The organism is Streptococcus sp. HMSC067A03 (genome assembly GCF_001814295.1).
GTDB lineage: Bacteria > Bacillota > Bacilli > Lactobacillales > Streptococcaceae > Streptococcus > Streptococcus constellatus.
This window is the reverse complement of sequence record NZ_KV815642.1, coordinates 61636-87494: the sequence shown is the minus strand read 5'-3', so window position 1 is coordinate 87494 and position 25859 is coordinate 61636. Positions and strand designations below refer to the sequence as shown.

Genomic DNA, 25859 nt, shown 5'->3' with positions numbered 1-25859 from the left:
ATGCTTGACTTTGAAATAAATTGGTGTATAATAAATCTGTAAACGATTGCAGGAAGGGGTGGAATTATCTTAAAATCAGAGCGAAAACAGGTAATTTTAGAGGAAATTAATCGTCATCAAGTTGTTTCACTAGATACTTTAGTTCGTCTATTAGATACGTCTGAATCGACAGTTCGTAGAGATTTAGATGAATTGGAGAGTGAAAGAAAACTGCGCCGAATTCACGGTGGTGCAGAAAATATTCATTTCCTTCAAGAGGAAGAAAGCAATCAAGAAAAATCTATCAAAAACGTTCAAGATAAATTACGAATTGCTCAAAAAGCAGCGGAATTGATTCAAGAACAAGATGTTATTTTTATTGATGCTGGAACGACAAATGAATTGTTAGTGAATGAACTTTCAAATAAACATATGACAGTTGTGACCAATTCTATTCACCATGCGACAAAATTAGTTGAGAAAAACATTCCAACAGTTATTATCGGAGGGGTGGTTAAAAGCTCAACAGACGCTAGTATCGGGGGGGTTGCTTTGAATCAAATTGGTCAGTTGAATTTCAACAAAGCCTTTATTGGTATGAATGGAATTGATGAAAATTTCTATACAACACCTGATATGGAAGAAGGAGCAGTCAAACGAGCGATTCTTGAAAACGCCAAGCAGACCTACATCTTAGCTGATGCTTCAAAAATCGGTCATTCCTCTTTCGTGAAAGTCGCCCCTATCAAACGTGCTAGCATTATTACGAGTGCATGTGCCAATGAGCAATTGGAAAAGATAAAAGAAAAAACGGAGGTTATTGAAGTATGATTTATACTGTTACGCTTAACCCTTCTATTGACTATATTGTCCGTTTGGATAAGGTCAATGTTGGAAGCGTGAATCGTATGGAAAGCGATGATAAATTTGCTGGTGGCAAAGGCATCAATGTCAGTCGTGTGCTCAAACGTTTGGGAATTGATAACACAGCGACTGGCTTTATAGGTGGTTTTACTGGAAAATTTATTACTGATACCTTGGAAAATGAAGCGATTGCGACTAATTTTGTTCAAGTGTTAGAGGATACGCGCATTAATGTGAAAATTAAAGCAGATGCTGAAACAGAAATCAATGGAACGGGTCCGACCGTCTTACCAGAGCAATTAGCAGAATTGAAAGAGATCCTTTCAGGACTGTCAGAACAAGATACAGTGGTGTTTGCAGGATCAAGTAACAAAAATCTGGGGAATGTCGTCTACAAAGAGTTAATTAGCTTAACGAGACAAACTGGCGCACAGGTCGTTTGCGATTTTGAAGGACAAACACTTATTGATTCACTGGCATTTCAGCCATTATTGGTCAAACCAAACAATCATGAACTGGGTGATATTTTCGGAGTGAAGCTGGAAAAGCTGGATGAGATTGAGAAATATGCTCGTGAAATTCTAGTCAAGGGAGCCCAACATGTCATTATTTCTATGGCAGGTGATGGAGCGCTTTTGGTAACAAAGGACGGAGCATATTTTGCAAAGCCAATCAAGGGAATCGTAAAAAATTCTGTCGGAGCTGGTGACTCCATGGTTGCAGGCTTTACTGGCGAATTTGTTCGTTCAGGAAATGCTGTTGAAGCCTTCAAATGGGGAGTAGCTTGCGGGACGGCAACGACTTTCTCTGATGACTTGGCAACAGCCGCTTTTATTAACGAAACATATGAAAAAGTAGAGGTAGAAAAAATATGAAAATTCAGGATTTACTGAGAAAAGATGTGATGTTGCTTGATTTACAAGCAACTGAAAAAACAGCTGCTATTGATGAAATGATTCGCAGTTTAGTTGACCACGGTTATGTGACAGATTTTGAAACATTCAAAGAAGGAATCTTGGCTCGTGAAGCTTTAACGTCAACAGGCTTGGGCGACGGGATTGCCATGCCACACAGTAAAAATGCGGCAGTCAAAGAAGCAACCGTTCTTTTTGCAAAATCAAACAAAGGTGTGGATTATGAAAGTTTAGACGGGCAACCGACAGATTTGTTCTTCATGATTGCTGCACCAGAAGGAGCGAACGATACTCACTTGGCTGCACTTGCAGAATTGTCCCAATACCTGATGAAAGATGGATTTGCAGACAAACTTCGTCAAGTAACTTCACCAGATGAAGTGATTGCATTATTTGACCAAACATCTGAAAAAGCAGCAGAACCTACAACGGTAGCACCGGCAAGCAAAGATGGTGATTTTCTTGTTGCAGTTACAGCATGTACAACAGGTATTGCACATACTTATATGGCTCAAGAAGCGCTTCAAAAGGTAGCCGCCGAAATGGGAGTTGGTATCAAAGTCGAAACCAATGGTGCCAGTGGTATCGGAAACAAACTGACAGCAGAAGATATTCAAAAAGCAAAAGCAGTTATTATTGCAGCTGATAAAGCTGTAGAAATGGATCGATTTGATGGGAAACCACTGATTAATCGTCCGGTTGCTGATGGTATTCGTAAAACAGAAGAATTGATTAACTTGGCATTGTCAGGAAAAGCAGAAGTATATCATGCAGCCAATAAAGCAGCTGCGTCCTCTTCAACAAATGCAGCAGGTGGATTCTACAAACACTTGATGAGTGGTGTTAGCCAAATGCTTCCATTCGTTATCGGCGGTGGTATCATGATTGCAGTGGCATTCTTGATTGACCAAGCAATGGGAGTGCCAAAAGATCAATTGGCAAATCTCGGTACTTATCATGAGTTGGCAGCTATGTTTAAGAATATTGGTGGCTTGGCCTTTGGCTTTATGCTTCCTGTTCTTGCTGGTTATATCGCTTATTCTATTGCGGAAAAGCCAGGTTTGGCACCAGGGTTTGTAGCAGGTAGCATGGCTTCGGCAGGTCTTGCTTTTGGAAAAATTCCATTTGCAGCAGGCGGGAAAGCAACCCTTGCTCTTGCTGGCGTCCCTTCTGGTTTCCTTGGAGCCCTAGTGGGTGGTTTCCTTGCAGGTTACGTTGTAAACTTTCTTAAAAAAGCCTTGAGTGGTCTTCCAAAATCACTAGAGGGCATCAAGTCCATTCTACTTTACCCGCTGTTGGGAATCTTGCTAACTGGCTTCTTGATGCTATTGGTGAATATTCCAATGGCAGCTATCAATACTGGATTGAATAGTTTCCTAGAAGGTTTATCTGGTAGTTCAGCTGTCCTTCTTGGACTCGTTGTAGGTGGTATGATGGCTATTGATATGGGTGGTCCTTTCAATAAGGCGGCCTATATCTTTGGTACAGGAACTCTTGCAGCAACTGTTTCAACAGGTGGTTCAGTTGTGATGGCAGCAGTTATGGCTGGTGGTATGGTTCCTCCTCTAGCAGTCTTTGTTGCAACGCTTTTATTCAAAGACAAATTCACCGAAGAAGAACGTAATTCAGGTTTGACAAACATTGTTATGGGGCTATCATTCATCACTGAAGGTGCCATTCCATTTGGTGCTGCTGACCCTGCTCGCGCTATTCCAAGCTTTATGGTTGGCTCTGCTTTAGCAGGTGCTCTTGTCGGCATGGCTGGTATTAAATTAATAGCACCACACGGAGGAATCTTCGTTATTGCACTTACTTCAAATGCTCTTCTCTATATCATCTTTATCTTGATTGGTGCAATTGTAAGTGGTGTATTATTCGGAGCACTTCGCAAACCATTGAATAAATAATGATGAGTTTCATCATTCTAGGAGTTGGAGAAAAATTCTCTGACTCTTTTTTAATTCTAAAAGAAACATTGGCAGAAGATGATTTTCACATTGATTAAAATAGTCAGGTGTTTGAAAATATGATATAATTTTACTAACGCATATTTTGAGGAGAAACGAAATGGAATTACAACGTGAAAAAGAATTTGTTAGTCAATATCATTATGATGCTCGTAATTTAGAATGGGAAAAAGAAAATGGAACTCCAGAAACAAAAGTGGACGTCAATTTTCAATTGTTAAATCAGGATCAGGAGGGGCAAGTGACCTCTATCGTTGTAATTGTGAGTTTTATGATTGTCTTTGATGCTTTTGTCATTAGTGGAACAATCTCGCAAGTCAATCATATTCTTGGGCGAATTGTGAACGAACCGAGTGAATTTGAGCAGGATGAGGTGGAGCAATTAGCTCAGCCAAGTTTGGCTGTATTAAATCGTTTGACCTATGAAGTAACAGAAATCGCCTTAGATTTACCAGGCATCAATTTGGAGTTTTAATGCATGAAATTAGCTGTAATTACTGATTCGTCAGCATATTTAAATAATAAAGTAGCCGAAAATGAGCATTTATTTGTCCTAGATATTCCCGTTAGTATAGACGGGGTTGAGTATATTGAAGGAAAAAATCTTTCTGCTAGTGAATTTTATCAAAAAATGGCAGCTTCTAGTGAATTGCCAAAGACGAGCCAACCGAGTATTGCTAGCTTAGTAAATATCCTTTCTTTAGTAGAAGGACAAGGTTATACTCATGTCATTGGTTTGTTTTTATCGAGTGGAATTTCTGGTTTTTATCAAAATATCCAGTATTTGAAAGATGAATTTCCAAGTTTAGAAATTGCTTTTCCGGATTCAAAAATCACAAGTGCGCCACTTGGAATGATGGTGGAGCATATTTTGAACTGGACTAAACAGGGATTATTGTTTGAACAAATTTTAAACAATCTTGAAGTTCAAATTAAGGGAATTGGTGCTTTCATCATGGTAGATGACTTAAATCACTTGGTGAAGGGTGGTCGTTTGTCTAACGGTGCTGCAATTCTTGGAAACTTGCTCAGTATCAAACCAATTCTTTACTTTAATGACGAGGGAGTCATTGAGGTTTATGAAAAAATTCGTACCGAGAAAAAAGCTACGAAACGTCTGGTTGAGATTGTCAGAGAACAGACTGCACAAGGAAATTACCAGGTGATGATTATTCATGGAAATGCACGGGAAAAAGCAGAACTTCTACATAAATTATTAGTAGAAGAGCGAATTACTGGAGAAATTCCCATTGCAACATTTGGCAGTGTGATTGGAACTCATTTGGGAGCAGGAAGTATTGCTCTTGCTTATATCCCGATTGTCTAAGGTGCAATTCGCCTATCCTAAAAGGCTTTATGGGAAATGCCTATAAGTTGGTGATAGAGCGTATTAAGAGCATGGCTTTGCTTCTGTGGTTAGAGTGATTGGGATGAAATTACAAAGTTCATCGAACCTTCACAGGCAAGATGGCTAGGAGATATGCTTGCTCCTAATTTTGCTAAGGGATAGATTTTCCTGATAGTGTGTTCAATTAAGTTTAAGTAGTAAATAATTTTCAAATGAGCCACATCATGATTAGAAAAATATGACGATTGGAATATTTATTATGAGATTAGAAAATCTGCCTTCTGAATTTCAGGAGGCTTTACCAGTATTAAAGAAGATCAAGAATGCCGGTTTTGAGGCGTATTTTGTCGGTGGGTCAGTCCGCGATGCTTTATTGAATCGACCGATTCATGATGTGGATATTGCGAGTTCCAGTTATCCAGAAGAAACCAAACGTATTTTTGAACGAACGATTGATGTTGGGATTGAGCACGGGACAGTTTTAGTATTAGAGGACAATCATGAATACGAAGTGACGACTTTTCGGACCGAGGATATTTATGTAGATTATCGTAGACCTAGTCATGTTACCTTTGTTCGTTCTCTAAAAGAAGATTTAAAGCGGCGCGATTTTACGATCAATGCGTTGGCTTTAGATGAAACAGGGAATGTGATTGATTTATTTGAAGGATTGAATGATCTAAAACATCAGATTTTACGTGCTGTAGGAACACCTTCGGAGCGTTTCACCGAAGATGCCTTGCGTATCATGCGAGGATTTCGTTTTCAGGCTACTCTGGGTTTTGCGTTAGACAAAGACACATTCAATGCCATGAAAATGTGTGCTCCGCTATTAGAAAAAATTTCTGTAGAGCGGACTTTTATTGAATTTGATAAATTACTGACAGCGTTTTATTGGCGTAAAGGTTTGAAAAGTCTGATTGCCAGTGGTGCAACGGATTATTTACCTGACATGCGTAGCAGCCAATCACAATTGGAAACGATGTTTGATGTTGAAGCAGATTTTAAATTTACGAGTTCAGAGCAAGCCTGGGCTGCTCTTCTAATGGTTCTTCAAGTAAAAAATGTTAAAAAATTCCTAAAGCATTGGAAAACTTCAAATGAATTTCAAAAACGCGTAGAGCAAATTGTTACGATTTATACCATTCGCCAAACGCATTTTCTGAATAAGGAAGAATGCTATCGTTTTGAACTGGACCTGATGATACAAGCAGAAGAAATTCGTCAAGCACAGGGATTAGCTGTTGATTTTGAAAAGATTTATCTTACTTATAATTCACTAACGATTCATGATAAACATGAGATTGTCGTCAATGGTGGCCTGTTAATCAAAAAGTTTGGTTTTAAGCCTGGACCTGCTTTAGGACAGCTCTTGACTGAGATTGAGATGGCTATTGTGAATGGCGTCTTGGACAACTGCCTTGAAGCTATTTTAGCTTTTGTAGAGGAGAGAAGATGAGTGACTTTATTGTTGAAAAGTTGACTAAAACGGTAGGAGATAAGACTGTTTTTAAAAATATTTCCTTTATTATTCATGGTTTGGATCGCATTGGCTTGATTGGGGTTAATGGAACTGGAAAAACAACTCTTTTGAACGTTCTGTCTGGAAAATCTGGATTTGACGGGGATGTCAATCCCTTTTCTGCTCATTCAGACTATAAAATCGGTTACTTAACACAAGATCCGCACTTTGATGGCGATAGGACAGTGCTTGATACGGCCTTGTCTAGTACTCTGCGAGAAATGCAGCTTATTCGTGAATATGAGCTACTACTATCTAACTATGATGAAAATAATCAGTCTCGTTTAGAGAAAGTAATGGCTGAAATGGATGCTCTTCAGGCCTGGGAAATCGAAAGTCAAGTTAAGACAGTTTTGTCTAAGCTGGGGTTGAACGATTTATCTGCTAAGGTTGGCGATTTGTCAGGAGGTTTGCGACGTCGAGTTCAATTAGCACAAGTTCTGTTAGGAGATGATGACTTATTGCTCCTTGATGAACCAACCAACCATTTGGATATTGCTAGTATCGAATGGCTGACGAATTTTTTGAAGAATTCCAAAAAGACAGTTCTTTTTATTACCCATGATCGTTATTTTTTAGATTCTGTTTCAACTCGAATTTTTGAGTTAGACAGTGGTAGTTTAGTTGAATATCAAGGAAATTATCAGGATTATGTCCGTTTGAAAGCGGAACAGGATGAGCGAGATGCTGCCCTTCTCCATAAAAAGCAGCAACTGTATAAGCAAGAGTTGTCCTGGATGCGCCGTCAGCCACAGGCCAGAGCAACCAAGCAGCAAGCACGAATCAATCGTTTCCATGACCTTAAGCAAGATTTAGCGGGTCAGGCAACTGACAGTAGTTTGGAAATGAATTTCGAAACCAGTCGTATTGGTAAGAAAGTGATTGAATTTAAAGATGTTGACTTTGCTTATGGTGACAAGAAGATTCTTTCTCGTTTTAACTTATTGATTCAAAATAAGGATCGGCTTGGAATTGTGGGTGATAACGGTGTTGGAAAATCGACCTTGCTCAATTTGATTGCTAGAAAATTAGTACCTCAGTCTGGTGAACTTGTCATTGGCGAGACAGTTCGTGTGGCTTATTTTTCACAGCAAATTGAAGGATTAGATGGGTCTAAACGCGTCATCAATTTCTTGCAAGAAGTGGCTGAAGAGGTTAAAATAGGCAATGGAACAACATCAATTGCGGAACTATTGGAGCAATTCCTCTTCCCGCGCTCTACTCATGGTACTTTGATTGAACAGCTTTCTGGTGGAGAGAAAAAGCGTCTTTATCTACTGAAACTTCTCTTGGAAAAACCTAATGTCTTGCTTCTTGATGAGCCAACCAATGATTTGGACATTGCAACTCTAACAGTACTGGAAAACTTTTTGCAGAGTTTTGCTGGACCAGTTATTACTGTTAGTCACGATCGGTATTTCCTTGATAAAGTAGCAGATAAGATTTTAGCTTTTGAAGAGGGAACTATCAGAGAGTACTTCGGTAATTATACGGATTATTTAGATGAAAAAGCTTTTCTGGCTGAGAGTTCTGCCATTTCCCAAAAGACTGGAAAGGAAAAGCCAGTGAAGGTGCGTGAGGAGAAGAAGCGCATGAGCTATTTTGAAAAGCAGGAGTGGGAGTCTATTGAGGGTGATATAGAGAAACTTGAAGAGGAAATTGCAATTATTGAGCGGAAAATGCTGGAATATGCTTCAGACTTCGGTCGACTCGCTGAACTCCAAAAAGAACTGGATGCCAAAAATGATTTCCTTTTGGAAAAATATGAACGCTATGAATACTTGAGTACATTAGTATAGAGTTAACAACTACATATATGTATTACGAGCATCTTTACATTTTTAAACAAGGTCTATTTACAAATCCTATAAAATTTGGTATAATACCAATTAATTAAATAAGAATCCGCAAGACTAGTAGCTTAGGGGAAGTTTGACAGGGAGAAGAACCAGAGACTGAGAGTTCTTTAGATGAAAACTAGGTAAATTCACTTGCAAAGGGATTTAGAATTAAGGTCTGGAAAACCAGATGAAAACGGATGGTACCGCGTGTCAACGCTCCGCTTATGGAGTCTGACAAGCGGTTTTTTATATTTGGAGGAATTATGTCAACCATTGAGGAACAATTAAATAAGCTTAGAGAAGAAACTCTGGCGTCGCTGAAAAAAATTTCAACTGAAAATGAAAAAGAAATGCAGAATCTGCGTGTTTCTGTCCTTGGAAAGAAAGGCTCTTTAACAGAAATTTTAAAAGGTATGAAAGATGTCTCTGCTGATATGCGTCCGATTATCGGGAAACATGTCAATGAAGCACGGGATGTATTGACTGCTGCTTTTGAAGAATCTGCAAAACTATTGGAAGAGCAAAAAGTTGCTAATCAGCTGGCTAGGGAGTCAGTAGATGTAACTCTTCCGGGTCGGAAAATTCTTGCTGGGAATCGTCATGTTCTTAGCCAGACAAGTGAAGAAATTGAAGATATTTTTATTGGGATGGGTTATCAAGTTGTAGATGGTTTTGAAGTCGAAACAGACTATTACAACTTTGAGCGGATGAATTTACCAAAAGACCACCCAGCGCGTGATATGCAGGATACTTTCTATATTACAGAAGAAATTTTACTGCGGACTCACACTAGTCCGGTTCAAGCTCGAGCGATGGATGCACATGATTTTTCTAAAGGACCTTTGAAGATGATTTCGCCAGGGCGTGTGTTCCGACGGGATACGGATGATGCAACGCATTCTCATCAATTTCATCAAATTGAAGGTTTAGTTGTCGGAAAAAATATTTCTATGGCAGATCTTCAAGGAACATTGGAGCTCATTGTGCAAAAAATGTTTGGTGAAGAGCGTCAGATCCGTCTGCGTCCATCTTACTTCCCATTCACAGAGCCTTCTGTTGAGGTGGATGTTTCCTGCTTCAAATGCGGTGGTCAAGGGTGCAATGTTTGCAAAAAGACTGGCTGGATTGAAATTATGGGAGCCGGAATGGTGCACCCTCGTGTTCTTGAAATGAGTGGCATTGATCCGGATGTTTATTCTGGTTTTGCCTTTGGCCTTGGGCAAGAACGTGTGGCTATGTTGCGCTACGGAATCAATGACATTCGCGGATTTTATCAAGGAGATGTTCGGTTCTCAGAACAATTTAAATAAATGTATGTTAATAAAAGTAAAAGAAGAACAGGTTGAAGTTCTAAGAGCACTAGAAGTGCAGACTTATCTAGAAACTTTTGGCCCTTACATCAAGGCAGAAGACATGCAAGATTATTTTGCGCATGAGCTCTCACTTGAGCGGATTCAGAAGGATTTGGCACTGGTAGAGTCAGAGACCTATTTTGCGTTAGATGAAACAGAGAAGATTGTTGGTTTTCTCAAATTTAACTGGGGGCAGGAACAGACTGAACCAGTAGAGTCAGACTATTCAATGAGGAATGCTTTTGAGGTGCATCGTATCTATGTTTTGAAACCGTATCAAGGACAAGGTTTTGGCAAGGAAATGTTTGAATTTGCCCTGCAGGAAGCTATGAAACGAAAATGTTCATGGGTGTGGCTAGGCGTTTGGGAAAAGAATTTTAAGGCCCAAAACTTTTACTTTAAATATGGTTTTGAGCGTTTTAGTGAGCATGAATATGTGACAGGTGAAACGGTTGACATTGATTGGCTCATACGGAAAAAATTAAAATAATTGAGAAAGCGTTGAGCACTGCTTTCGTGTTCTCAATAGCTCTGCGAATTAAAAGAAAGGAAATAAATATGAGGTGAAATTTTTGAGAAAAAGCAAAAAATTCTCAAAGATTTTGCTATACTCATATAGATGAATTATGCTAGTAAGTTATAAATGGTTAAAAGAACTAGTTGATGTAGATGTGCTAAGTGAAGAATTAGCTGAAAAAATGTCAACAACAGGAATAGAAGTAGAAGGGGTTAGTTCACCTGCTGAGGGATTGTCAAACATTGTCGTTGGTGAAGTGGTCAGCTGTGAAGATGTGCCTGAGACGCACTTGCATGTATGTCAAGTGAACGTGGGAGAAGAAGCACTTCGACAAATCGTTTGTGGCGCTCCAAATGTACGAGCAGGAATCAAGGTTATGGTAGCTCTTCCCGGAGCTCGTATTGCGGATAATTACAAGATTAAAAAAGGAAAAATCCGCGGTTTAGAATCTCTTGGAATGATTTGTTCTCTTGGAGAATTAGGTATTTCTGACTCGATTGTTCCAAAAGAATTTTCCGAAGGGATTCAAATTTTGCCAGAAGAAGCTGTCCCAGGGGATTCCGTGTTTCCTTATCTTGACTTGGATGATGAAATTATTGAGCTTTCTATTACGCCGAACCGTGCGGATGCTCTTTCAATGCGTGGGGTAGCATATGAGGTGGCAGCGATTTATGACAAATCAGTTCATTTTCAAGATTTTCCGTTACTAGAGACAGATAGGCAAGCAGCAGAACAACTATCTGTTGCTATTGAAACAGAAAAGGCGCCTTTTTATGCAGTGCGTATTTTAGAGAATGTTACCATTACTCCAAGTCCGCAGTGGCTTCAAAATCTACTTATGAATGAGGGAATTCGCCCAATCAATAATGTAGTAGATGTGACAAATTATATGTTGCTATATTTTGGTCAACCAATGCACGCCTTTGATTTAGATACTTTCGAAGATAATCAAATTGTCGTACGTGAAGCGCATGCAGGTGAAAAGTTAGTAACTCTTGATGATGAAGAGCGTGATTTAGAAACGAGTGATCTTGTTATTACTGTAGCAGATAAGCCTGTAGCATTGGCTGGTATTATGGGTGGAAGTGAAACGGAAATCTCCCCTAAATCAAGGCGTGTAGTGCTTGAGGCAGCAGTTTTTGATGGAACTTCCATTCGTCATACGAGTGGGCGTCTCAATCTTCGCTCAGAATCATCCTCTCGTTTTGAGAAAGGAATTAACCTAGCAACAGTAACAGAAGCCCTCAATGCAGCAGCTAGCATGATTGCAGATCTTACAGGAGCAAACGTACAAGCTGGCATCGTTTCAGCAGGTCAAGTAGACACATCGGATGTTGAAGTTGCTTCAACATTGGCAGATGTCAATCGTGTGCTTGGAACAGAATTGACTTATACTGATGTTGAAGATGTTTTTCGCCGTCTTGGTTTTGGTCTTACTGGTAATGCAGAGAAATTCACAGTGAGTGTACCACCTCGTCGTTGGGATATTCATATTGAAGCTGACCTTTATGAAGAAATTGCACGTATTTATGGTTATGACAGATTGCCGGCAACATTGCCTAAAGATGACGGAACTGCTGGCGAATTAACAGAAACCCAAAAACTTCGTCGCAAAGTTCGTACTGTTGCAGAAGGTGCTGGTCTGACGGAAGTCATCAGCTACGCCCTAACCACTCCTGAAAAAGCTATGCAATTTAGTATGAAGCCAAGTAACTTAACAGAATTGATGTGGCCGATGACAGTAGAACGCAGTGTTCTTCGGCAAAATATGGTAGCTGGTATTTTGGATACTGTTGCTTATAATATTGCACGAAAAAATAAAGATTTAGCGCTGTACGAAATCGGAAAAGTCTTCGAGCAAGCTGGAAATCCAACAGCAGAATTGCCAACTGAAATCAATAGCTTTGCCTTTGCTTTGACAGGTTTGGTAGCTGAAAAAGATTTTCAAACTTCTGCTGTACCAGTTGATTTCTTTTATGCAAAAGGAGTTCTGGAAGCACTGTTTGACCGCCTTGGACTGAAAGTAGAATACACAGTGACGCGAGCATTAGCCAGCATGCATCCGGGACGTACAGCAGCCATTTTGCTGGACGGACAAGTCATTGGCTTTGTTGGTCAAGTTCATCCAGTAACTGCTAAGGATTATAATATCCCAGAAACGTATGTAGCAGAAATCAACTTAACAGCTATTGAAAAAGCGATTCAACCAGCAAAACCATTTGTAGAAATTACTAAATTCCCAGCTGTAACACGTGATATTGCTTTGCTTCTTAAAGCAGAAATCAGCCACAAAGAGGTGGTTGCAGCTATTGAAGCTGCTCGTGTGAAGCGCTTGACAGATATTAAATTGTTTGATGTTTTCTCAGGCGAAAAACTTGGGCTTGGTATGAAGTCCATGGCCTACACTTTGACTTTCCAAAATCCAGAGGATACTTTGGAAGATGAAGAAGTGGCTCGCTATATGGAAAAAATCCAAAAATCCCTTGAAGAAACGATTGGTGCAGAAGTGCGGTAATACTAGAACTAGGAGTGAGACAGAACTAAAAATTTTAGTTCTTAGTCTCACTTCTATTTTTATCTTGTAAATCTTTCTTCTTCAAAAAATATGGTGTATAATAAGGGCAAAGTTTTTTATAAATAACTTGACATAGGAGAAAATAATGACAGTTTTTGCGAAACTTTGGAAAGCATTTTCCAATTTACCAGAAGTGACAGCGATTGCCTTAGGCGGATCTCGTAGCGGAGAAACTTATGATGAGACCTCGGACTATGATTTATATATTTACTGCACGAGCATTCCAGATGAAGACAGTCGGAAGTTGATTTTGACCCAATATTGTTCTTATATGGAAATAAGCAATCAATTTTGGGAATTGGAAGACGACTGTACCTTAAATAATGGCATTGATATTGATATTCTTTATCGGGACATTCGTGATTTTGCGCAAGATATTGAAAATGTTGTCGAAAAACATCAAGCAGGAAATGGCTACACTACCTGCTTTTGGCACAATTTAAAAACCTGCAAGATTCTGTATGATGCGGATGGAGAATTAGGTAAATTGCAAGAACGGTTTAACGTTCCTTTTCCTCCGAAATTAAAAGACAATATCATTTCACGAAATTTTAGTTTGTTAACTGGACATTTGCCGTCCTACGATACGCAGATTCTAAAAGCAGCAAAACGAAAAGACTTTGTTAGCGTTAATCATCGTGTTACAGCTTTTTTAGAATCCTATTTTGACATTATTTTTGCAGTTAATGAATTGACCCACCCCGGCGAAAAGAGAATGATGTCGTATGCAAAAGCTCATGCAAGCCTTCTTCCCAATCAATTTGAGAAATCTTTAAATGCCTTATTAATGAGCATCACTGCTAGTCCTGAAATTCTTGAAAAACAATTAAGAGAAATAATTGTAAATTTAGAGGGAATTTTATCATAAAATCGGCTGGAATTGAGTATAAAAAAAAACGGTTTAAGCCGTTTTTTGTATTTAGTAGATTTTTCTTGAAATCATTATAAAAAGCTCCTTTAGTAGTTTCTTCTGCAGAGAGAGTCAAAAATATTTTGGGCAGTCTTATTGTTTGGTTGTGGCTAGTCATGTTTTTCGGATTGCAGTTTTTTTCTCTCTGACTCATGAATTTTTCCTATTTCTTTAAAATTTTTTCCATGATTGTTTGTTGGGGCTTTAGATCTAAACGTTCATAAAAGCGCAAGGCAGCGACATTATCATTCCATACATCAAGGGTTAAGTTGTAACAGCCAATTTCTTGGGCAAATTCTTCTGCAAAATGGCAGAGCTGCTCACCAATTTTTTGACCACGAGCATTTTCATCAACGCAAAGGTCTTCAATAAAAAGCGTTTTGATAGGTGTTTGTGCGAGACTTTGTGGTTCTTTAATGATGCAAAAGAGATGACCTAAGATTTTTCCTTCTTCATTTTCAAAGACAAAGATTGGTGTATTTTCCTGAGACATCAGTGTTTTCAACTGTTCATCGTTGAATTTGCGGCCACTCTCTTTGAAAATATCTGGTCGGACTTTATGATGAACAAGCAAGACTTGCTCTAAAAGATGATTGAGTACTGGAATATCGCTTGGGATTGCTTTTCTAATAGGCATAGTGAACTCCTTTTGTGACCACCGGTCATTTTTATATAAAATATTGTATAAAAATGACCTGCTATGAGCGAGTTTTAAGACTGTTTGTACAATATTTATTTTATTAGCTTAAAGTAAGGATGGTTTTTTAAATTTTTAAAAATAGGAATAGTAACAAGACTAATTACGATAAGTTTTATGAGATCTGGTAGGATAAAAGGAATAATCCCAACAGTGATAGCTTTATCTAAGCTAAATCTTGCTAATAACATTAAACCAAGTACTCCGCCGATAAAAACCAAAGCATCTCCAAGTAGATTGGCTAAGAATATCGTCAAAAAGCTGCTATTTTTTGATGTTAGACTGGCAGTTACCAGAGCATAAAACAAATAAAACCAGAGATAACCTGCATTTGGGCCGACAAGTGCTTGTAATCCGCCGCTTCCGCCTGCAAAAACAGGGAGTCCAATAGCACCTAAAAGAAGATAAAGTGTAACTGCTAATAGGGCTTCTTTTCGATGAAAAATAGTGGCTATTAAGCCAACTGCCATATTTTGCAGAGCAAAAGGAACTGGACCGATAGGAATGGTAATCTGAGCAAGGACAGTTATCAAAGCTGCACCAATGGCTGGCAGGACAAGTGTAAATGATTTCCTCATTATTGTAACCCTTTGTTTTATAATATGGTAACCATTATAAAGTAAATACGAAAAATGTCAAGTAATAAATAAAAAGGTGAAAGCATAAACTGAATTCACCTTTTGTTAAAGTAGTTATTTTTTGCGGTATATTACTTTTCCTTTATTTTTGTTGCGAAAGTATAATATCAAAAATGCAATTAGTCCAAAGATATTTAAAAAGATAAGTAAGATAGTTACAAGAATTATTTTTACTTTTTTCATAGGAAAACCTCCTAAAATAGGTTTGATATGATCAGAACAAAGATTTACATCTTTATCGACTAAAAAATCAAAGAAAAAAGGGAGGCTGGGACAAAAGTTTTCAACTTCTGAAAGAGTTTCGTGATAAACAAATGACGCAGTAGCTGATTGGACTCTTTTTTCGCTGTTCAAGCTCGCAAGAGTTCCTAATCATCTTTGCGGGGGTGGGACTACGAACTTAAAATTTTTAATTTTGAGTTCTGTCCCACTCCCAGCGGGTAAAATGAAGGAATAAGTTATGGAATGAGAAGAAGTTATCGTGTAAACTAAAAGAGTCAGAAATGCAGCCAGCATTTCTGACTCTTGAGATAAGGTTGGAAAAATTCTAAGAGTAAGACATTTATGGGAATTGTTTCCACTCTCAGCGCATGGTAACAAATTCTTCTGATCCAGTAGGATGGATGGCAACGGTCGCATCAAAATCTGCTTTGGTCGCTCCCATTTTAATAGCAACTGCAAAGCCTTGAATCATTTCATCAACTCCGTAACCGATTCCGTGGAGACCAATGACTTTCTCATCTGTTCCTGTTGTAATCAGTTTGAACTTAGCTTGTTGTCTGTGTTGGGTGACAGCTGAATACATGGAAGTGAAACCAGAGGTATAAATGTGAAGGTTTTCTGCTCCATATTGTTGAATGGCTTGTTCTTCAGTCAAGCCAACTGTCCCAATTGCTGGGTGAGAGAAGACAACAGTTGGAATGTTAGAATAATCCATTTTAGCTTCAGATTTTCCATTAAATAAGCGCTCTGCTAAGGTACGTCCTGCCTTGATAGCAACAGGGGTTAATTCTTTTTCTCCTGTAACATCTCCTAGGGCATAAATACCTGATGTTGCTGTATTTTGAAATTCATCAACTGAGATAAAGCCACGAGTATCAAGGGTAACACCAGCAGCTTCTAAATTTAATCCTTCGGTGTTGGCAGTCCGCCCTGTTGCCCAGATGACGTGTTGGGCGACGTGGCTCGTTCCGTCCTCAAAAGTGATGCGAAGCAAATCGTTTTCAACTTTTTCAAGCTTTTTTGGTATTTTGTGGGTGTGTAGAGTAGGACCTGATTTCTTCATTTCTTCTACAAGGCCTTCTATGATATAAGCATCAAAATTACGGAGAGGACGTTCTCGACGGACAAAGAGATCTGTTTTTACGCCTAAAGCATGCAGAAGTCCGGCTAATTCGACTGCAATATAGCCTGCACCAAGAATGGCAACAGACTGCGGGAGTTCTTCCCACGCGAAAACATCGTCAGAAGTTTCACCTAATTCTGCTCCGGGGATTGCTGGAATATGAGGATGAGCACCAGTTGCGATAACAATATGTTTAGCTTGAATGATCTCGCCATTTACTTCAACTGTATGGCGGTCTATGAATTTGGCACGACCTTCAATCACCTCAACTCCATTCCGAGTGAAACTATTATGGTAAGAATGGCGTGCACGGTCAATATATGCTTCGCGATTCTTTCGAAGTGTCCTAAAATCAAATTGCTGATTATCTGAAGTAAATCCATAATCTGGTCCATAGTCTTGAATAGCTTCGGCAATTTGTGCACCATACCACATGATTTTTTTGGGAACGCAACCGACGTTGACACAGGTGCCTCCTAATTTCTTTTCTTCAATAACGGCAGCTTTTGCACCATGTTCTCCAGCACGGTTCATGGTTGCTATTCCTCCGCTACCGCCACCAATGGCGATGATGTCAAATGTTCTCATACGAGTCTCCTTTTTATCTGTAGTATGAAATTATTGTAACGTTTTTAGAAAATGATTGCAAAAATCTGCTACAAAAATTGATAGAAGATTTGACTATTTAATTGTATTATTGTATTATATATTTAATACAAAAAGAATAAAGAATAGAAGATAGATGAATGATAAAAGAGTAAAGAAATTGTTTGTAAATGTTTTCTTATTTCTAATTGTGTATGTTATAATATAAAAAATAATGGACGATTTTCATCAGGAGGAGAAAGAGATGAAAAAATTGAAAAAATGGCAGTTGTTTAGCCTAATTGGTGTAACTACGGTTGTTATTTTAGGAGCGATAGGTACGATTCTCTTGTTCAATGGTAATAATGTCGCTGATAAAGAGAAAACGATCCAAGTGCAAAAAGTGAGGGAAGGATCAGTTGCTTCGTCTGTCTTATTGTCAGGAAATATTGCAGCTACTAATGAGCAGTACGTCTATTATGATAGTACCAAAGGTGATTTGGATAGTGTTCTTGTAAATGTTGGAGATAAAGTAACAGCTGGTCAAGCTTTGGTACAATACAAGAGTGTGGAAGCACAAGCTGCTTACGATACTGCTGTTCGTGCGTTAAATAAAATAGATCGCCAAATTTATGATTTAAAAACGTATGGAACAACTATTGAAACGACAGGTGATGCAGCTACAGATGATAAAACAACTGCGTCTGCACAACGGTCTGTTGATTCCCAACTAAAGGATTTGCAAGACAATCGTGCAGATGCAGAAGCTAATGTCAATAAAGCACAAGCCCAGCTAAATGCGACGACTGTAACGAGTGCAAATGATGGAACCGTAGTAGAAGTAAATCGCGATGTTTCTAAGTCTACAACAGGAGCAAATCAAACACTTGTTCATATTGTTAATAACGGCAACCTTCAAGTAAAAGGGGAGCTATCAGAGTACAATTTAGCAAATCTTTCCGTTGGACAGGAAGTGACGATTACGTCCAAGATTTATCCAGACAAGAAATGGACTGGAAAAATCAGCTATATCTCCAATTATCCGAAAGACAACCAAAATACAGCAGCAGCTAACGCAGGGAATGCGAGCTCAGGAGCAAAATATCCATATACAGTTGATATTACAAGTGAAATTGGTGATTTGAAGCAAGGTTTCTCCATTAATATTGAAGTAAAAAATAAGACAAGAGGTATTCTTGTGCCAGTCAGCAGTATCGTTTCTGAAAGCAATAAGAGCTATATTTGGACAATAGAAAAAGGAACTGCGAAAAAAGTTCAAGTGACACTTGGAAATGCAGATGCTAAACATCAAGAAATCTCATCTGGTTTGACAAAAGATAGTAAAGTTATCACCAATCCGACAGATAGCTTGAAAGATGGTCAAGAGGTGAAATCATATGAAGAAACTCATTGATTTAAAAAATGTGAATAAAAGTTATCGCAATGGAGATCAAGAACTTCAGGTCTTGAAAGATATTCATTTGGCTGTTGAAGAAGGTGAGTTTGTTGCAATTATGGGGCCTTCTGGTTCAGGTAAGTCAACGCTAATGAATATCATTGGTATGCTCGATAGACCAACGAGTGGAGAGTATTATTTAGAAGGAGAAGAAGTCGCCAAACTAGGTGAAAAGAAGTTAGCAAAAGTCCGCAATCAGCAGATTGGCTTTGTGTTTCAACAATTCTTCTTGTTGTCAAAATTAAATGCTCTTCAAAATGTAGAACTTCCTTTGATTTATGCCGGAATTTCTCAATCCAAACGAAAAGCTTTAGCGGAGCAATATCTTAAAAAAGTTGAGCTAGAAGCGCGTATGCACCATTTACCGTCAGAACTTTCTGGCGGTCAAAAACAGCGGGTAGCCATTGCGCGTGCCCTAGTTAATCATCCTTCTATTATCTTAGCAGATGAACCAACTGGTGCTTTGGATACTAAGACAGGTGAGCAAATTATGGAATTGCTGACGGAGCTAAACCGTGAAGGGAAAACGATTATCATGGTCACTCATGAACCAGAAATTGCAGCCTTTGCAAAGCGCCAAATTGTCATTCGTGATGGTGTCATTTCGTCGGATACTAAGAAAGGAGAAGCATGATGCAGAATTGGAAATTTGCAATTAACTCCATTATGGGGCATAAAATGCGTTCTTTCTTAACGATGTTGGGCATTATTATTGGTGTTATGTCTGTCATGGTGATTGTGGCTCTAGGAAGTGGTATGTCAAAAGCTTTCACAGATGTCTTAGGTGGCGCTCAGCAAGATGTCTCCATATTTTATTCACATAAAAGAAGTAAAAATGGAGATGGGGTTATAAGTTATCAAGAAATGCGTGAAGATGCTGACAGTGGAAATAGCGATGAGACGGTTTCGACTGAAGTAGAGCCCGAAATCAAAGAAGCTTGGGTCAAACAAGCAGTGAATGAGATTAGCGGGATTGATAACTATTATGTCACAAATAACACAACTGCTACGGTAAATTATGGTAAGAAAAAAGCGGATAAGATTCCTATAATAGGTATTAATTCAACTTATTTTACAGTAAAGAAATTTCAAATCGTTGCAGGTCGGATTCTGACAGCAAATGATTATCAAACATTTGCAAGAGTTGTTTTGATAGATACAAAATTGGCTGATATTCTTTTTGGAGGTGCAGACAAAGCACTCAATCAGATTGTTCAGCTAGAAAATAATAACTACCGTGTAATTGGTGTTTATAAAGATCCAAATGAAACACGAAATCGTTTAGCCAATATGAACAACGGAAATTTGCTAATGGCTAACACCCAGTTGGCGGTGGAATACAATGCTGCCGAGATTATGAATGTCGTGGTGCACGTCAAAAAATTAGATAATGTATTGAAAGATGGAAGTGCAGCAGCGCGTTTGATGACAAAGTTGTCTGGCGTGAAAGAAGGCGAGTACCAAATGTTGGACCAAGCTGGTCAATTGGCTTCTATTCAAAGCCAGATTGCTATCGTACAAATAGTTTTTGGTGCAATTGCAGGAATCGCCCTCCTGGTTGGCGGTATCGGTGTGATGAATATCATGCTTGTATCGGTGACAGAACGCACCCGCGAAATCGGTCTTCGAAAAGCGCTTGGAGCAACTCGTGGAAATATCTTGATGCAATTTGTCATTGAGTCAATGGTGTTGACCGCAATCGGTGGTCTGATTGGGCTTGCTTTAGCAGCTCTTATCGTAGCCTCTATTGGTCATAACTTAGATTCATTTTTCGGAGCTCCTCCTACTATTACAACAGTATCTGCTGTTGGAAGTGTCTTTTTTTCAGCGACTATCGGGATTATTTTCGGGATTTTGCCAGCTAATAAGGCGTCCAAATTGGATCCGATTGAATCCTTACGTTATGAATAAACGGATAATCTTCACAGTGTAAGAAAGAATGTTTTATAAAAAACTCCAACAACTACTCATCTTTTAGTGAGTTACTTGTTGGAGTTTTTATGGTATATAAGCTAGTTTAGTGTGATACACGTTTACGAGCTGCTTTTTTGCGATTTTCTTCGATAAAAGCTGCCTTCTTTTCTTCAGGTTCAATCACTTTTTTCTTAAATGTATAAACTGCACCTGCAACAGCAGCAACAGTACCAGCAACCCCAGTAACAACCCCTTTAACAAATCCTTTAGCCATTAGATTTCTCCTTTTTTGAACTTTATTTATGTTATAATATATAGTAACGAAAAATTAAATTTTTTTCAAGGGAAAAGATGAAAACAAAGGTAATTGTGATTATAGGCCCTACAGCAGTAGGAAAGACAGCTCTTAGTGTAGAAATTGCAAAACGTTTTAATGGTGAGATTATTAGCGGTGATAGTCAGCAAGTCTATAAAAAACTGGATATAGGAACGGCTAAAATCACTCCAGAAGAGCAAGAGGGGATTCCTCATTATTTGATAGATGTGCGAGAAGTGAGTGAAGCTTATTCAGCTTTTGATTTTGTAAAGGAGGCAGAAACTGCTATTAAAACGATTGTAGCAAAAGGGAAAATACCTATCATTGTGGGAGGAACAGGACTTTATATTCAAAGTCTACTGGAAGGTTATCATTTGGGTGGTTCAGCTTCTCGTGAGGATATTTTAGCCTATCGATCAGAGTTAGATACTTTAACAGATGAGGAATTGTTTAGCACAATAGCAAAGCTAGGATTGACTATTCCCCAGATTAACCGTAGGAGAGCTATGCGAACATTAGAAATTGCTCATTTGGGGAAGGACCTTGAAAACAAACAGTCTGATTATGATGCCCTGCTAATTTGTCTAGATGATGGCCGAGAAGTTCTCTATGAGCGTATCAATCAGCGAGTGGATCGAATGCTGAAGGCTGGGCTTTTAGAAGAGGCAAAGTGGCTTTATGATTATTATCCGCATGTTCAAGCTAGTAAGGGAATTGGCTACAAGGAACTTTTCCCTTACTTTGCTGGGGAGATGACCTTGGAGGAAGCTACAGATAAAATAAAGCAACATACTCGTCGCTTTGCTAAACGCCAGCTAACTTGGTTTCGCAACCGTATGAATACAGCCTTTTATCAGGTTTCAAAACCGAAGGACAAAGAGCGGATGATGCAGGATATAAAGGAATTTATGAATGATTGAAACAGAAAAACAGCAGGAACGAGTCATCCTTATCGGAGTAGAATTGCAGGGAATAGATAATTTCTCCCTGTCTATGGAAGAATTAGCCAGTCTAGCCAGAACTGCTGGTGCTCAAGTGGTGTCCTCTTACATTCAGAAACGAGAAAAGTATGATAGCAAGACTTTTATTGGTGCTGGAAAATTAGAAGAAATAAAACACATGGTAGAGGCAGATGAGATCTCCACCGTAATTGTCAACAATCGTTTGACACCTCGTCAGAATATCAATTTGGAAGAGATTCTAGGGGTCAAGGTTATTGATCGTATGCAGTTAATTTTGGATATTTTTGCTATGCGGGCTAGGAGTCATGAAGGGAAGCTTCAAGTGCATTTGGCTCAGCTCAAGTACTTATTGCCGCGACTGGTTGGACAGGGTATTATGCTTAGCCGTCAGGCTGGGGGAATTGGTTCTCGTGGTCCCGGTGAAAGTCAGTTAGAACTCAATCGTCGTAGTGTTCGTAATCAGATTCATGATATTGAGCGACAACTCAAAATTGTAGAAAAAAATCGGGCAACTGTGCGGGAAAAACGTTTGGATTCTAGTGTTTTTAAAATCGGTCTGATTGGTTATACTAATGCTGGGAAGTCCACTATTATGAATGCCTTGACGAACAAGAATCAATATGAGGCAGACGAGCTTTTTGCCACTTTAGATGCGACAACTAAAGGTGCTAATCTGACGGGGAGGCTGAATGTAACATTAACGGATACGGTTGGTTTTATTCAGGATTTGCCGACTGAGTTAATATCTAGCTTCAAATCAACCTTAGAAGAGAGCAAAAATGTGGATCTTTTGGTTCATGTGATTGATGCCAGTGATCCGAATCATGAGGAACATGAAAAAACGGTCTTGGCAATTATGAAAGACTTGGATATGCTAGATATTCCTCGCTTGACTCTTTATAATAAAGCTGACAAAGCAGGAAATTTTCTTCCAACTTTAACTCCCTGTGTCTTGATTTCGGCAAAGATGGAAAATAGCAGAGCAGTCTTACAAGAAGCTCTGTTGGATAAGATGCGAGAATTATTTGTTCCTTTTTGTATCAAGGTTGGCTCTAGCAAGGCCTATAAGTTGTATGAATTAGAAAGTCTAGCAATTATCGATAAGAGAGAGTATGTGGAAGAAAGTGAAATGATTTCTGGCTATATAGCAGAAAAAAATAAATGGAGACTAGAAGAATTTTATGACTGATTATATCAATTTAGCGCTTAAATACGGTGGCTTTACGAGTTTAGATCGTATTTATCTAGAAAAAGTTTTGGATAAGCTGTCCAATTCGCAAAAGTTGACTTTTATCACACCGCCACCTAGTGTAATCAATGCGTATTTTTCTGAACTCTACCAAAAAAAGAGTCCAGAGGCAGCAACGGATTATTTTTTAGAATTGAGTAAGGAATTATCACTTTTTAACAGCTCTCCTAATTTTGAGGAGGAAAAGCCTTTTATCCGACTGAATCTTTCAGGTAAATCTTATGGTTTTTGTTTTGAAAACGAAGATGGAATTGGATTAATTTTTCCAGAAATTCCAGAGGTGATTGAACCGGATCTACTCTTTGAAATTGCTCAGCTTTTCCCTCATTATCTAGTTTATGAAGATGGAAAAGTTATTCGAATGATACCGGCTGCTCCTGAAAAAATTGTGCAAAAGCAGGCGCTTTCGGCTCTAACTGACTGCTATGAATTGGCGGATGGAAGGATAAAACTGGAAGGCTATAATCAGGAAGAGTTAAGTCAGCTGGCTCAAACCTATTCCGGTCAGCTTTATTATCGTTCTCAGAATCGCTCTGCGATGATTTATATTAATAAAAAATAGAAAGAAAAAGATGCAACTACAATTTTTAGGTACAGGAGCTGGTCAGCCTTCTAAGGCTCGTAATGTTTCTAGTCTGGTTTTGAAACTATTGGATGAAATCAATGAAATTTGGATGTTTGATTGTGGTGAAGGAACCCAGAATCGCATTTTAGAGACGACGATTCGTCCCAGAAAGATTAGAAAGATTTTTATCACTCATTTGCATGGGGATCATATTTTTGGTCTACCGGGTTTTTTGTCCACTCGATCATTTCAAGCTAATGAAGAGCAAACAGATATTGAAATATATGGACCGGTCGGTATTAAAAGTTTTGTCATGACGAGTCTTCGTGTGTCAGGGTCGCGCCTGCCTTATCGGATTCATTTTCATGAATTTGACGAAAAACACTTAGGGAAAATTTTAGAAACTGATAAATTTACAGTTTATGCAGAGAAACTAGATCATAGCATTTTTTGTGTGGGTTACCGCATTATGCAGAAAGATTTGGAAGGTACATTGGATGCTGAGAAGCTGAAAGCTGCTGGTCTTCCTTTTGGGCCTCTCTTTGGTAAGGTAAAAAATGGGGAAGACGTAGTGTTAGCAGACGGAACGAAAATTATAGCAGCAGATTATATTTCAGCTCCGCGACCTGGCAAGATCATTACTATTCTGGGAGATACACGTAAAACGCATGCCAGTGTGCGGCTTGCTGTCAATGCAGACGTCTTGGTACATGAGTCCACTTATGGCAAAGGAGATGAGAAAATCGCTCGCAATCACGGCCACTCTACCAATCTACAAGCAGCAGAAGTCGCTAAAGAGGCTGGTGTTAAGCGTCTCCTACTCAACCATATCAGCGCGCGTTTTCTATCAAAGGATATTGGTCAAATGCGTAGAGATGCCAGTTCTGTTTTTGAAAATGTTCACTTGGTCAAGGATTTAGAGGAAGTAGAGATATAAATCTAAATAGAAGAGCAAAATGAAAGGAACGCATGAAAATACTATTTGTAAGACATGGGAAAGATTCTGCTCAACATAGAGGTGGCTGGAGTCAGCTTGATCTTCTTCCTGAGGGAAAAAGGGAAGCAGAAGAGTTGGCGGATTACTTAGTCTGATACAAAGAAGCCTATCACCTTACGAAAATTATTACGAGTGATTTAAAAAGAGCCGAGACTACAGCGGAGATTTTGGCAAGAAAACTTCAGTTGCCAGTAGAAAAAGAAAGTACCTTACGAGAAACGAATAATGGTGATTTAGCAGGAATGTTAAATAGTGATGCTGATCAAAAATTTCCTCATCTCTATTTTAGAAGTCTTGCAATGGACGAGCATTATCCAAATGGAGAAAGCCCGATAGAATTTTATCAACGGATAAAGACATGGTTTCAATTGTTTTTGCAAGAGAATAACGACTCAGCTGAGACACAAATTGTGGTTACACATGGTGGAGTGATAAACATTATCTATCATTTGGTGAACAAGAGAGAGTGGACAAACAAGAGTCGGCTTTTTCTTGTGAAACATTGCAGCATTAGTTTATTGAATACAGAAACGCTTGTTTTTGAGATTGAAAACCAAACGGATTTTTTGAAAGAAAAGTAAGGAGAACACATGCGAACAATCGTTATCACAGGAGCCAGTGGCGGTGTGGCTCAGGAAATGGTGAAGCTGTTGCCAAATGATCAGTTGATTTTAGTAGGACGCAGTCGGGAAAAATTAGTAAAGCTTTATTCAAATCATGCACATTGCGAATTCGTTGAGTTAGATATTACGAATGACCAATCTTTAGAAACCTTTACTAAAGAACTATACAGTAAGTATGCACAGGTAGATGTTCTCGTTAACAATGCTGGTTATGGGATTTTTGAAGAATTTGACAAGATTAGCAACGAGGACATTCATGCCATGTTTGAAGTTAATACCTTTGCTCTTATGAATCTATCTCGTATCTTTGGGGAGAGAATGAAGCAAGTGGGACGTGGGCATATTGTCAATATTGTTAGTACAGCTGGGTTGATTGCTAGTGCTAAATCTAGTCTATACTCTGCTACTAAGTTTGCTGGAATTGGTTTTTCCAATGCTTTGCGTTTAGAGTTGATGCCTTACAATGTTTATGTGACGACGGTTAATCCAGGACCGATTAAGACGGCTTTCTTTGACAAAGCTGACCCCGATGGTAGTTATGTTAAGGCGGTTGATAAATACATTTTGGAAGCAGATACTGTTGCTAAGCAGATTGTGAACAATTTTGGGAAAAAGAAGCGAGAGTTGATCATGCCTTTCACACTGAAGGCGGCTCACAAGCTCTATACGCTTTTTCCTAACTTTGGTGACAGACTAGCTAGTAAAATGTTCAATTATAAGTAG

At 38.8% G+C, this 25859-nt stretch carries 23 protein-coding genes and 1 pseudogene; 20 read left to right on the top strand and 4 right to left on the bottom strand.

Going from position 1 to position 25859, the window contains the following annotated elements:
• Positions 1-66 precede the first annotated feature (66 nt).
• The 11 genes from HMPREF2963_RS01095 to HMPREF2963_RS01045 all read left to right on the top strand — a co-directional run bounded on the left by HMPREF2963_RS01095 (position 67) and on the right by HMPREF2963_RS01045 (position 13747).
• Positions 67-810: a DeoR/GlpR family DNA-binding transcription regulator gene (locus HMPREF2963_RS01095; protein WP_037566155.1), complete on the top strand. Its 744-nt coding sequence runs from the start codon at positions 67-69 to the stop codon at positions 808-810.
• A complete protein-coding gene (gene pfkB / locus HMPREF2963_RS01090; RefSeq protein WP_070668091.1) occupies positions 807-1718 on the top strand; it encodes a 1-phosphofructokinase in 912 nt (303 codons plus the stop codon). The genes HMPREF2963_RS01095 and pfkB overlap by 4 nt, the downstream gene beginning before the upstream one ends.
• On the top strand, positions 1715-3664 hold the full coding sequence (locus HMPREF2963_RS01085; protein WP_070668089.1) for a PTS fructose transporter subunit IIABC: 1950 nt from the start codon (positions 1715-1717) through the stop codon (positions 3662-3664). The genes pfkB and HMPREF2963_RS01085 overlap by 4 nt, the downstream gene beginning before the upstream one ends.
• A 160-nt stretch (positions 3665-3824) precedes the next feature.
• Positions 3825-4199 (top strand): DUF1149 family protein, encoded by a 375-nt coding sequence (locus HMPREF2963_RS01080; protein WP_003069715.1) that lies wholly within the window; start codon positions 3825-3827, stop codon positions 4197-4199.
• Between the two features lie 3 nt (positions 4200-4202).
• Positions 4203-5051: a DegV family protein gene (locus tag HMPREF2963_RS01075; protein ID WP_070668087.1), complete on the top strand. Its 849-nt coding sequence runs from the start codon at positions 4203-4205 to the stop codon at positions 5049-5051.
• A 280-nt stretch (positions 5052-5331) separates the two neighbouring features.
• Entirely contained in the window at positions 5332-6531 is a 1200-nt protein-coding gene (locus tag HMPREF2963_RS01070) for a CCA tRNA nucleotidyltransferase (RefSeq protein WP_048800073.1), read from the top strand.
• Positions 6528-8393, top strand: coding sequence for an ABC-F family ATP-binding cassette domain-containing protein (locus HMPREF2963_RS01065; protein WP_070668085.1), 1866 nt, complete (start codon positions 6528-6530; stop codon positions 8391-8393). The genes HMPREF2963_RS01070 and HMPREF2963_RS01065 overlap by 4 nt, the downstream gene beginning before the upstream one ends.
• 305 nt (positions 8394-8698) lie before the next feature.
• A complete protein-coding gene (gene pheS, locus HMPREF2963_RS01060; protein ID WP_003069711.1) occupies positions 8699-9745 on the top strand; it encodes a phenylalanine--tRNA ligase subunit alpha in 1047 nt (348 codons plus the stop codon).
• Positions 9746-9749: 4 nt separating this feature from the next.
• Positions 9750-10277: a GNAT family N-acetyltransferase gene (locus HMPREF2963_RS01055; protein ID WP_048800071.1), complete on the top strand. Its 528-nt coding sequence runs from the start codon at positions 9750-9752 to the stop codon at positions 10275-10277.
• A 136-nt stretch (positions 10278-10413) separates the two neighbouring features.
• Positions 10414-12819 carry a phenylalanine--tRNA ligase subunit beta gene (gene pheT, locus HMPREF2963_RS01050; RefSeq protein WP_070668083.1) on the top strand — a complete coding sequence of 802 codons (2406 nt, stop codon included), beginning with the start codon at positions 10414-10416 and terminating at the stop codon, positions 12817-12819.
• 145 nt (positions 12820-12964) lie between these two features.
• Positions 12965-13747, top strand: coding sequence for a nucleotidyltransferase domain-containing protein (locus HMPREF2963_RS01045; RefSeq protein ID WP_070668082.1), 783 nt, complete (start codon positions 12965-12967; stop codon positions 13745-13747).
• Between the two features lie 205 nt (positions 13748-13952).
• Here the strand turns inward: HMPREF2963_RS01045 and HMPREF2963_RS01035 are convergent, their stop codons facing one another.
• The 3 genes from HMPREF2963_RS01035 to gorA all read right to left on the bottom strand — a co-directional run bounded on the left by HMPREF2963_RS01035 (position 13953) and on the right by gorA (position 17057).
• The gene (locus tag HMPREF2963_RS01035; protein WP_003069702.1) at positions 13953-14426 is read right to left on the bottom strand and encodes a GNAT family N-acetyltransferase; all 474 of its coding nucleotides are present in this window, start codon (positions 14424-14426) and stop codon (positions 13953-13955) included.
• Between the two features lie 95 nt (positions 14427-14521).
• Positions 14522-15064: a biotin transporter BioY gene (locus HMPREF2963_RS01030; RefSeq protein WP_070668078.1), complete on the bottom strand. Its 543-nt coding sequence runs from the start codon at positions 15062-15064 to the stop codon at positions 14522-14524.
• A gap of 643 nt (positions 15065-15707) precedes the next feature.
• Positions 15708-17057 (bottom strand): glutathione-disulfide reductase, encoded by a 1350-nt coding sequence (gene gorA / locus HMPREF2963_RS01025; RefSeq protein WP_070668076.1) that lies wholly within the window; start codon positions 17055-17057, stop codon positions 15708-15710.
• Positions 17058-17319: 262 nt separating this feature from the next.
• On the opposite strand from gorA, the gene HMPREF2963_RS01020 reads away from it, so the two are divergent.
• Genes HMPREF2963_RS01020 through HMPREF2963_RS01010 form a run of 3 tightly spaced genes read left to right on the top strand, consistent with a single transcriptional unit; the run spans position 17320 to position 20421 of the window.
• Positions 17320-18468 carry an efflux RND transporter periplasmic adaptor subunit gene (locus HMPREF2963_RS01020; protein ID WP_070668073.1) on the top strand — a complete coding sequence of 383 codons (1149 nt, stop codon included), beginning with the start codon at positions 17320-17322 and terminating at the stop codon, positions 18466-18468.
• On the top strand, positions 18452-19144 hold the full coding sequence (locus HMPREF2963_RS01015; RefSeq protein WP_070668071.1) for an ABC transporter ATP-binding protein: 693 nt from the start codon (positions 18452-18454) through the stop codon (positions 19142-19144). Before HMPREF2963_RS01020 ends, HMPREF2963_RS01015 begins: the two co-directional genes overlap by 17 nt.
• Positions 19144-20421 (top strand): ABC transporter permease, encoded by a 1278-nt coding sequence (locus HMPREF2963_RS01010; protein ID WP_003069692.1) that lies wholly within the window; start codon positions 19144-19146, stop codon positions 20419-20421. The genes HMPREF2963_RS01015 and HMPREF2963_RS01010 overlap by 1 nt, the downstream gene beginning before the upstream one ends.
• Before the next feature lie 106 nt (positions 20422-20527).
• Here HMPREF2963_RS01010 and HMPREF2963_RS01005 read toward each other — a convergent pair whose 3' ends face one another.
• Positions 20528-20698, bottom strand: coding sequence for a DUF3042 family protein (locus HMPREF2963_RS01005; RefSeq protein ID WP_003024081.1), 171 nt, complete (start codon positions 20696-20698; stop codon positions 20528-20530).
• Between the two features lie 77 nt (positions 20699-20775).
• On the opposite strand from HMPREF2963_RS01005, the gene miaA reads away from it, so the two are divergent.
• From miaA to HMPREF2963_RS00975, 6 genes and pseudogenes are all read left to right on the top strand, one after another.
• Positions 20776-21660 carry a tRNA (adenosine(37)-N6)-dimethylallyltransferase MiaA gene (miaA, locus tag HMPREF2963_RS01000; RefSeq protein ID WP_070668068.1) on the top strand — a complete coding sequence of 295 codons (885 nt, stop codon included), beginning with the start codon at positions 20776-20778 and terminating at the stop codon, positions 21658-21660.
• On the top strand, positions 21653-22891 hold the full coding sequence (gene hflX, locus HMPREF2963_RS00995) for a GTPase HflX (RefSeq protein ID WP_037597225.1): 1239 nt from the start codon (positions 21653-21655) through the stop codon (positions 22889-22891). The genes miaA and hflX overlap by 8 nt, the downstream gene beginning before the upstream one ends.
• Complete coding sequence (locus tag HMPREF2963_RS00990; RefSeq protein WP_037597223.1) at positions 22884-23513, top strand: cystathionine beta-lyase; 630 nt, start codon at positions 22884-22886, stop codon at positions 23511-23513. Before hflX ends, HMPREF2963_RS00990 begins: the two co-directional genes overlap by 8 nt.
• A gap of 10 nt (positions 23514-23523) precedes the next feature.
• Positions 23524-24453: a ribonuclease Z gene (rnz, locus tag HMPREF2963_RS00985; protein ID WP_070668066.1), complete on the top strand. Its 930-nt coding sequence runs from the start codon at positions 23524-23526 to the stop codon at positions 24451-24453.
• Positions 24454-24485: 32 nt separating this feature from the next.
• Positions 24486-25094, top strand: a pseudogene (locus tag HMPREF2963_RS00980) (histidine phosphatase family protein).
• 9 nt (positions 25095-25103) lie between these two features.
• Positions 25104-25859: an SDR family NAD(P)-dependent oxidoreductase gene (locus HMPREF2963_RS00975; protein WP_070668064.1), complete on the top strand. Its 756-nt coding sequence runs from the start codon at positions 25104-25106 to the stop codon at positions 25857-25859.

What these genes read in the sequence shown, in the direction of transcription:
- miaA (WP_070668068.1), top strand. Translation starts at nt 20,776, where the DNA reads ATGAAAACAAAGGTAATTGTGATTATAGGCCCTACAGCAGTAGGAAAG.
- HMPREF2963_RS01085 (WP_070668089.1), top strand. Translation starts at nt 1,715, where the DNA reads ATGAAAATTCAGGATTTACTGAGAAAAGATGTGATGTTGCTTGATTTA.
- HMPREF2963_RS01070 (WP_048800073.1), top strand. Translation starts at nt 5,332, where the DNA reads ATGAGATTAGAAAATCTGCCTTCTGAATTTCAGGAGGCTTTACCAGTA.
- HMPREF2963_RS01045 (WP_070668082.1), top strand. Translation starts at nt 12,965, where the DNA reads ATGACAGTTTTTGCGAAACTTTGGAAAGCATTTTCCAATTTACCAGAA.
- HMPREF2963_RS01015 (WP_070668071.1), top strand. Translation starts at nt 18,452, where the DNA reads ATGAAGAAACTCATTGATTTAAAAAATGTGAATAAAAGTTATCGCAAT.
- HMPREF2963_RS01080 (WP_003069715.1), top strand. Translation starts at nt 3,825, where the DNA reads ATGGAATTACAACGTGAAAAAGAATTTGTTAGTCAATATCATTATGAT.
- hflX (WP_037597225.1), top strand. Translation starts at nt 21,653, where the DNA reads ATGATTGAAACAGAAAAACAGCAGGAACGAGTCATCCTTATCGGAGTA.
- rnz (WP_070668066.1), top strand. Translation starts at nt 23,524, where the DNA reads ATGCAACTACAATTTTTAGGTACAGGAGCTGGTCAGCCTTCTAAGGCT.
- HMPREF2963_RS01020 (WP_070668073.1), top strand. Translation starts at nt 17,320, where the DNA reads ATGAAAAAATTGAAAAAATGGCAGTTGTTTAGCCTAATTGGTGTAACT.
- HMPREF2963_RS00975 (WP_070668064.1), top strand. Translation starts at nt 25,104, where the DNA reads ATGCGAACAATCGTTATCACAGGAGCCAGTGGCGGTGTGGCTCAGGAA.
- HMPREF2963_RS01030 (WP_070668078.1), bottom strand. Translation starts at nt 15,064, where the DNA reads ATGAGGAAATCATTTACACTTGTCCTGCCAGCCATTGGTGCAGCTTTG.
- HMPREF2963_RS01005 (WP_003024081.1), bottom strand. Translation starts at nt 20,698, where the DNA reads ATGGCTAAAGGATTTGTTAAAGGGGTTGTTACTGGGGTTGCTGGTACT.
- HMPREF2963_RS01035 (WP_003069702.1), bottom strand. Translation starts at nt 14,426, where the DNA reads ATGCCTATTAGAAAAGCAATCCCAAGCGATATTCCAGTACTCAATCAT.
- HMPREF2963_RS01055 (WP_048800071.1), top strand. Translation starts at nt 9,750, where the DNA reads ATGTTAATAAAAGTAAAAGAAGAACAGGTTGAAGTTCTAAGAGCACTA.
- HMPREF2963_RS01010 (WP_003069692.1), top strand. Translation starts at nt 19,144, where the DNA reads ATGCAGAATTGGAAATTTGCAATTAACTCCATTATGGGGCATAAAATG.
- pheS (WP_003069711.1), top strand. Translation starts at nt 8,699, where the DNA reads ATGTCAACCATTGAGGAACAATTAAATAAGCTTAGAGAAGAAACTCTG.
- HMPREF2963_RS01075 (WP_070668087.1), top strand. Translation starts at nt 4,203, where the DNA reads ATGAAATTAGCTGTAATTACTGATTCGTCAGCATATTTAAATAATAAA.
- pfkB (WP_070668091.1), top strand. Translation starts at nt 807, where the DNA reads ATGATTTATACTGTTACGCTTAACCCTTCTATTGACTATATTGTCCGT.
- HMPREF2963_RS01065 (WP_070668085.1), top strand. Translation starts at nt 6,528, where the DNA reads ATGAGTGACTTTATTGTTGAAAAGTTGACTAAAACGGTAGGAGATAAG.
- pheT (WP_070668083.1), top strand. Translation starts at nt 10,414, where the DNA reads ATGCTAGTAAGTTATAAATGGTTAAAAGAACTAGTTGATGTAGATGTG.
- gorA (WP_070668076.1), bottom strand. Translation starts at nt 17,057, where the DNA reads ATGAGAACATTTGACATCATCGCCATTGGTGGCGGTAGCGGAGGAATA.
- HMPREF2963_RS00990 (WP_037597223.1), top strand. Translation starts at nt 22,884, where the DNA reads ATGACTGATTATATCAATTTAGCGCTTAAATACGGTGGCTTTACGAGT.